Here is a 7,544-nt window from a genome sequence, read left to right as displayed (position 1 = left end):
TGTGCCGCAGTCTCGAAACCATGGCGATGTGTGCCGATTTGGTTGGCGAGCCGAAAGACAACCAACACTATCAACAAGAAGCTCAACAACTCAAAGATAAGCTATTTGCGTATTACTGGAACGATCAGAAAAAAGCCTTTGCACATAGTCGTATTGATGGTAAGCAAACCGATAACGTGACACGCTACACCAATATGTTTGCGATTTTTTTTAATTATCTGAACGAACAGCAACAGGCAGGCGTGAAGGCTAATGTCTTGTTAAATGATCAGGTACAACAGATTACTACACCTTATATGCGTTACTACGAACTTGAAGCTTTGTGTGAACTTGGTGAAAAGGACTATGTGATGAAAGAAATGAAGGACTATTGGGGCGGTATGCTAAAACTGGGTGCGACGACCTTCTGGGAAGAATTTAATCCAGCGAAAAAAGGAGCCGAGCACTATGCGATGTATGGAAGAGATTTTGGTAAGAGCCTTTGTCATTCGTGGGGAGCAAGCCCGATCTATTTGCTGGGCAAGTATTATCTTGGTGTACAACCAACGGCTGCGGGTTATTCGCAGTACGAAATCAAGCCCTATTTGGCATCCTTAGCATGGATGGAGGGAAAAATACCAACACCAAAGGGTGAGATTGAACTTTACGTGTCGAAAAACAAGATCAAGGTAAAATCACCTGTTGGAACAGGGACATTAAAACTGCGGAGCAAGGTTGTTCCACGCGTGAAACAAGGTCAAGTAAAACATATCTCAGGAAACGACTATGAACTCGTTTTGGAAAAAGGAATAGCATATGAAGTCGATTACAAATACTAGGTTATATAAAAAAATAGTCGTATCCAAGCTGAGTGTTGCCCTGTTGCTGTCGATGTCTGCGATTTCAGTACAGGCACAAACGGTTGACGGTAAACCGGCGGTCATCCCACCGGTGCCGAATGGTCATATTGCCGCGCCTTGGGAAAATCCGATGATTACTTCCATCAATAGAGACCCCTCACGTGCGACAGGATACTCTTATGCCACGATTGAAGAAGCCTTGAAGAATGAAAGGGTAACAAACAAACGGATGCTTTTTTTGAATGGAGAATGGGATTTTAAATTTGCCTTTAAACCGGCCGATGCACCGCAAGATTTTCATTTATCCGAGGTCAGCGGATGGGACAAAATCCAGGTTCCTTCCAATTGGGAGATGAAAGGTTATGATATTCCCATTTACCGTTCGGCAGTCTATCCATTTAGCCCAATTGATCCGCCGCGCATTCCCAAAGATTACAATGGTGTAGGATCGTATCAAAAGACATTCGAATTGCCCGGATCTTGGGATGGAATGAATATTACCTTACATTTTGGAGGGGTTATCTCTGCCTATCAGTTGTGGATTAATGACAAATACGTAGGTTATGCGGAAGACTCCTGCTTGCCATCTGAATTTAATGCCACACCCTATCTTAAAAAAGGTAAAAATCGCATCTCTATCCAAGTCTTGCGTTGGAGCGATGCTTCCTATCTAGAAGATCAAGATCATTGGCGCATGAGCGGTATTCACCGCGAGGTATTTTTGATGGCCGAGCCAAAAGTTCGTATTGCTGATTTTCATTGGCAGGCAACTTTAGATGCTGATTATCAAGATGCCAAATTCTCGCTTCGTCCAAAAGTTGATAATTTTTCGGGCGACAGCATCAACGGTTTTACNNTCAAAAATCCAAAGAAATGGTCCCCGGAAGAACCTAATCTCTACCGTTTGGTACTGACGCTTTACGACAAAGAAAATCGTTTGCTCGAAGCGAAGACCTGTCAAGTAGGATTTCGGAGCATCGCTTTCTCTCCAAACGATAGCAAACTTCTGATCAATGGTAAAACGACCTACCTCTATGGTGTCAACCGTCATGATCACCATCCTGAACGGGGGAAGGCATTGACACGGGAAGATATGGAAGCGGATATTCGCCAAATCAAACAATTTAATTTTAATGCGATCCGGACTTCTCATTATCCGAATGATCCCTATATCTATGAGCTCTGTGACCGTTATGGTATTATGGTGATGGATGAAGCTAATATGGAGACCCATGGACTTGGTGGAAAACTCATGAACGATCCCTCCTGGCTGGCGGCACTTCAGGAACGTGTCACACGCATGGTGGAACGGGACAAGAATCATCCTTCCATTATCATCTGGTCGTTGGGAAATGAATCTGGAAGAGGTCCGAATACAGCCGCGATGGCTGCCTGGATCCATGATTTCGACATCACACGTCCTGTACATTACGAACCAGCTATGGGGAGCCATCAGTTGCCGGGCTATATTGACCCTTCAGATTCTCGTTATCCAAAATCCAACGATCACGCGCATCGGATTCAAAATGTAAAGGATCAGTATTACGTGAACATGGTCTCTCGATTTTATCCAGGCATTTTCACTCCATCATTACTCTTAAATCAGGACAATGGTGACCATCGCCCGATCCTCTTTGTTGAATATACCCATTCCATGGGCAATTCGACTGGTAACATTCGTGATTTTTGGGATATTTTTCGTGCCCATCCACGTTTGATTGGTGGTTTTATCTGGGACTATAAGGATCAGGCCTTGATTCGCAAAGATTCCGTTTATGGTAAAGTGCTGGCTTATGGTGGCGATTTTGGTGAAAAGGTGCATAATGGAGCTTTTAGCCTGAATGGCATTACCGACGCTTGGGGACGTCCAAAAGCGGCGATGTACGAAAATAAGCGCATCTATCAGCCTGCAGAGGTCACTTTGGTTGATCCAGAAAAGGCCACGGTACAAGTCAAAAATAGATCAGCGGTGCTCAACCTCAACCATTATGATGCTGTCTTATTATTCCGCAGAAATGGGCTGCTGGTAAAAGAAGTGCCGATATCGGCCATGAATCTGGCCGCAGGCGATTCTGCGCAGGTAAGCTTTGCCAAATATTTACCTTTCAAGCGTGCCGCAGATCAGGAATATCAGCTTGATATCCAATTCCGTCTACGCGAAGCGACTGCATGGGCTCCAGTTGGATTTGTGGTCTCTTCATCGCAAGTACGCTTGCAGGAACAATCCAATGTCCTACGACCTTTATCATACAAAGGAGGTCAATTGATCAAAACAGAAACTGCCGATAAGTATCAGATCGCAGGCAAAAACTTTCAGGTTAGCTTTGACAAATCGACTGGAAGTTTGACTGCGTTTAATTACAAGGGACAGGAAATAATCAAAGATGCCATTCGCCCAAACTTTACGCGGCCGGCTACGGACAATGACCGCCGGGGCTGGAAACCGGAGAAAAAACTAAAATACTGGTATGGCACACCAAAAGTAGTGTCGGTAAACGCGCAGGAAAAAGATCAAGGGTATGAAATACAGACACTGTATGCCCTTGCAGCTGATTCTGCACAGGTAAAAGTGATCTATACGGTGAAAAATCCAGGTATTGTGTCAGTAAACTACCAGTTGCAGGTGAAGGCTGGATTACCTAATATCCCAAAAGTTGGGCTCCAAATGGGTATCAATCCGACATTTGACGATATCCAATATTATGGCCTAGGGCCAATGGAAAACTACCCTGATCGTGCTTATGGATTTGATCTTGGTGTTTATCACATGAATATCGATCAATTGATGGAGCACTACCTTTATCCGCAGGAGAATGGAAATCGGATGGATGTACGTTGGATGCACCTCAAAAATAGAAATTCGGGTCTTTTGGTTGTCGGCAAACAGCCATTGCATATGAGTGCATGGCCTTATTCACAAAAAGCGATTGTCGAAGCAAAGCACTGGTTTAAATTGAAAAAGGAAGATAAAATTACCTTAAATGTCGATTTAAAACAGATGGGGGTCGGTGGAAATGATACTTGGACAGATGTGTCGCAACCGTTGGAAAAATATCAGATTCCAGCACAAGACTACAATTATTCCTTTTATTTGATTCCGACAGATTTGAATCAATCGATCGAGGATTTTGTAAAATCTAATTAAATAAATGAAGATTAGCAGGAAGATATCCAGTAAGTAAAGTTAAACCCTGTAGGTGTCGACTAGTTGAAATGACGTGATAAGGGAGATAAATTTAAAAGTGAAAGAAATAGGCTGTCCAACCTTTTTGGATAGCTTTAAAGAACAAGATAAGATATGACGAGGATTAAGTTGCTATTAGGGACAAGTCTTCTTTTTGGCTGTTTGAACAGCAGTGCACAGATTAAAGGTATTCCAACGGCATTAGTTCCTTTGGATCAGCGTTCGTTTGAACAGGCAAAACCTTGGGTGTTTTGGTACTTTATGCATGCCAGTTATTCCAAGGAAGGGATTGCAGCAGATTTGAAAGCGATGGCTGAAAATAAGATCGCAGGAGCCTATCTAGCACCGATCAAGGGCAAAACCAATCCGCCGCTTTTCAATCCGCCAACAGAGTCTTTGACACCCGAATGGTGGGATATGTTTGGATACATCGTTGCCGAGGCAAAAAAATATGGATTAAAGATCGCTTTGTTACCTAATGATGGATTTGCGACCGCTGGTGGACCATGGATTAGTCCAGAAAAATCGATGCAAAAATTGGTTTATGCAGATACCGTAGTCAATAGCAAGGGCGGGCGATCACCTGGTATTCAATTGCCACAACCCCAAACGCAACAAGGCTATTACGAAGATATCGCTTTATTTGCGATGCCATTGACCCACTCGCCGCGAAAGAGCTTTACAGAGCTGGTACAGGTAACCAATAGCTATGGCGAAGATCTAAAACGATTGGCTGAAAGGGGCAACAAACAAAATTTTGCAGCAGCTGCGCCAGGATGGATTCAATATGCTTTTGAGCGGCCCTTCCCTTGCAATTCATTGAAAATTGAATGGACAGCATCCAATTACCAAGCGAATCGTCTGCAAGTTTGGGCCAGCGATGATGGCTTAAATTTTCGGAAGATTACACAATTAGAATCCCCAAGAATGGGCTGGTTGGATTGGGATAATGGTGTAACACATCTGATTCCCTACACCAAAGCGAAATATTTTCGCTTCGTATACGATCCCACAGGAAGTGAGCCCGGAGCCGAAGACCTTGATTCTGGTAAATGGAAGCCTTCCCTAAAATTGAATGGTATCAGTCTGTTTGAAGAAGCGCAGGTTCATCAGATCGAAGGCAAGACAGGTGAAATATGGCGTGTTGGCAAAAAGTCCGACCCAAGCGCTGTTGTGCCGAAAGCTATTATTGGACAGCAACAGCTTATCCGTTTGCCTAAGCCGGATCAAGCGGGTCGTGTCGACCTGACATTACCTGCAGGAAGGTGGAAAATATTACGGGTGGGACATACCTCTACTGGCCATAAAAATGAAACTGCTGGTGCAGGAAAGGGCCTAGAATGTGATAAGTTGGACGCAGCTACTGTCGCTTTTCAATTTGATCAGTGGTTTGGAGCAGCCAAAAAGCATGTAGATCCACACTTGTCTAAAGAAGTTCTCACGGTATTTCATATTGATTCTTGGGAATGTGGTAGTCAAAACTGGACCCGTAGTTTTCCGGATGAGTTTTTAAAACGCCGGGGCTATGACCTGACTAACTATCTCCCGGTTTTAGCAGGTTGTTTTGTGAATAGTGTGGAAGATTCCGAAGCCTTTTTGCAAGATTACAGACAGACCATCAGCGAACTGTTACAAGAGAATGGCTATGCGACATTACGTCGAAAAGCGGATGAATACGGTGTTGAATTTACAGCAGAAGCCACTGCTCCTGTGATGGTCGGTGATGGTTTGGCACATTTTGCTTCAACCGACCGTCCAATGGGCGAATTTTGGTTCCGAAGCCCTTCGCACGATAAACCAGCGGATATCTTGGATGCCATTTCGGGAAGCCATATTTATGGTAAGCGCGTTACCATGTCGGAGGCTTTTACCCAGATCCGTGCACAATGGGATGAACATCCGCGGCTTCTGAAAAGTCTTCAGGACCGAAATTACGCCTTGGGCATCAACAATCTGGTCTACCATGTGTATGTGCATAATCCCTGGATGGACCGTAAACCTGGTATGACCATGGACGGTATCGGAACCTATTTTCAGCGCGATCAAACGTGGTGGAAGCCTGGTAAGGAATGGGTTAATTATGCAATCCGTTCACAGCAGCTACTTCAATATGGAGTACCCGTACGAGATGTGGCTGTGTTTATTGGGGAGGAGATTCCAAGAAGGTCTGTACTCCCAAGTGCTTTGATCGATTTCTTACCCGGTATTATTGGTGAAGCCCGTGTTCATCGGACAGATTCTTTGTTGGCCAATGTCGGCCTACCCTTACAAAAAGTTGCAGGTGTGACTACAGGAGCCAATATGTATAGACCCGAAGATTGGGTCGATCCACTACGCGGCTATGCCTACGATTCCTTCAATCCCGATGCGCTTTGGAATCAGACTAGCGTACAGGACGGTAAGGTGATTTTTGCGAATCATATTGCTTATGCTTTACTTGTGATGCCTGGAGAAACAGCATTAAATCCGAATGGTAGCCAATATTCCCTTCGTACGCTAGAACGCATCAGGAGTCTTGTCAATCAAGGGGCTACGGTGCTCTTCCAAGATATTCCACAGACATGGCGGGGCAAACTGACCGATGACAAAGTACAACAGTATCGCATTTTGCTTGATGAGTTATTCACTGGGCTAGAGCCATTCACAAATACAACATTACAAACGAAGCAGATCGGCAAAGGTCGCGTACTTGTTGGAAACTATAAATCCAAAGATTTTAGTCCTCTCAATATTGCTCCCGATGTGCTGATTAACGAAGGGCACAATCCACATATTTCTTGGAACCATCGCCGTTTCGATGGTGGTGATTTGCTTTTTGTAGCCAATCAAGATAGTTTAGCGCAAAAGGCAACTTTATCTTTACGGACAAAAGAAAAATATGCCTACCGTTACGATCCTGTAAGCGACAAACTAGCGGTTTTACCGTTTAAAGTGATCAACGATAGGACCGTTATCGAACTTTCGTTTGATGCGTATCAATCTAGCTTTGTATTGACCAGCGATAAAAAAATAGATATACCGACCTATCAATACTCCGGAAAAACAGCTTTGACAGGACCCTGGTCATTTACGGCTGATGGGTTATCCGGCAAGCAAGCAATTAAACAGCAAGAGCCTCAGTTTTGGACAGCCAGTGCAGACGATGACATTAAATATCATGCTGGAGCAGGAAGTTATCAAACGACCATTCATATCCAAAAAATAGCTGAAAAGCAACGCGCTCATTTACAATTTTCGGCCATTGAATCTATGGCAGAAATCTTTGTCAATGGACAATATGCTGGGGTTGTCTGGACAAAACCTTATCAGATCGATGTAACTGATTTTATCCGGCAAGGTGATAATAAAGTACAGGTCAAGGTCTATAATATATGGGGGAACCGTTTCCTTTATGAAAAAGAGAATACAACAGTAGAAAAGAAAATACAGACAACAGCGTCAGACAAGTTCCTCAAAGGCTTATTACCTTCCGGATTACAAGGGAAAGTTGACTTACTGTGGTTAGATGCAAAATAAAGAAA

The 7,544-nt window shown here is 43.8% G+C and carries 3 protein-coding genes; all 3 read left to right on the top strand.

Going from position 1 to position 7,544, the window contains the following annotated elements; translation table 11 throughout:
• Positions 1–818, top strand: an 818-nt coding sequence (locus tag B3139_RS11040) for a trehalase family glycosidase (RefSeq protein WP_293882934.1), incomplete at its 5' end; no start/stop codon positions are given.
• Positions 796–3,984: a glycoside hydrolase family 2 TIM barrel-domain containing protein gene (locus B3139_RS11035; RefSeq protein ID WP_293882932.1), complete on the top strand. Its 3,189-nt coding sequence runs from the start codon at positions 796–798 to the stop codon at positions 3,982–3,984. The genes B3139_RS11040 and B3139_RS11035, both read left to right, overlap by 23 nt.
• A gap of 153 nt (positions 3,985–4,137) precedes the next feature.
• Positions 4,138–7,539 carry a glycosyl hydrolase gene (locus tag B3139_RS11030; RefSeq protein ID WP_293882930.1) on the top strand — a complete coding sequence of 1,134 codons (3,402 nt, stop codon included), beginning with the start codon at positions 4,138–4,140 and terminating at the stop codon, positions 7,537–7,539.
• Positions 7,540–7,544 lie beyond the last annotated feature (5 nt).

The sequence above is a fragment of the Sphingobacterium sp. UBA1498 genome, assembly GCF_002325125.1.
Classification (GTDB): Bacteria; Bacteroidota; Bacteroidia; order Sphingobacteriales; family Sphingobacteriaceae; genus Sphingobacterium.
Note: the sequence above shows the minus strand (reverse complement) of the source record. Positions and strands in the feature narration are given on the sequence as shown.

What these genes read in the sequence shown, in the direction of transcription:
- B3139_RS11030 (WP_293882930.1), top strand. Translation starts at nt 4,138, where the DNA reads ATGACGAGGATTAAGTTGCTATTAGGGACAAGTCTTCTTTTTGGCTGT.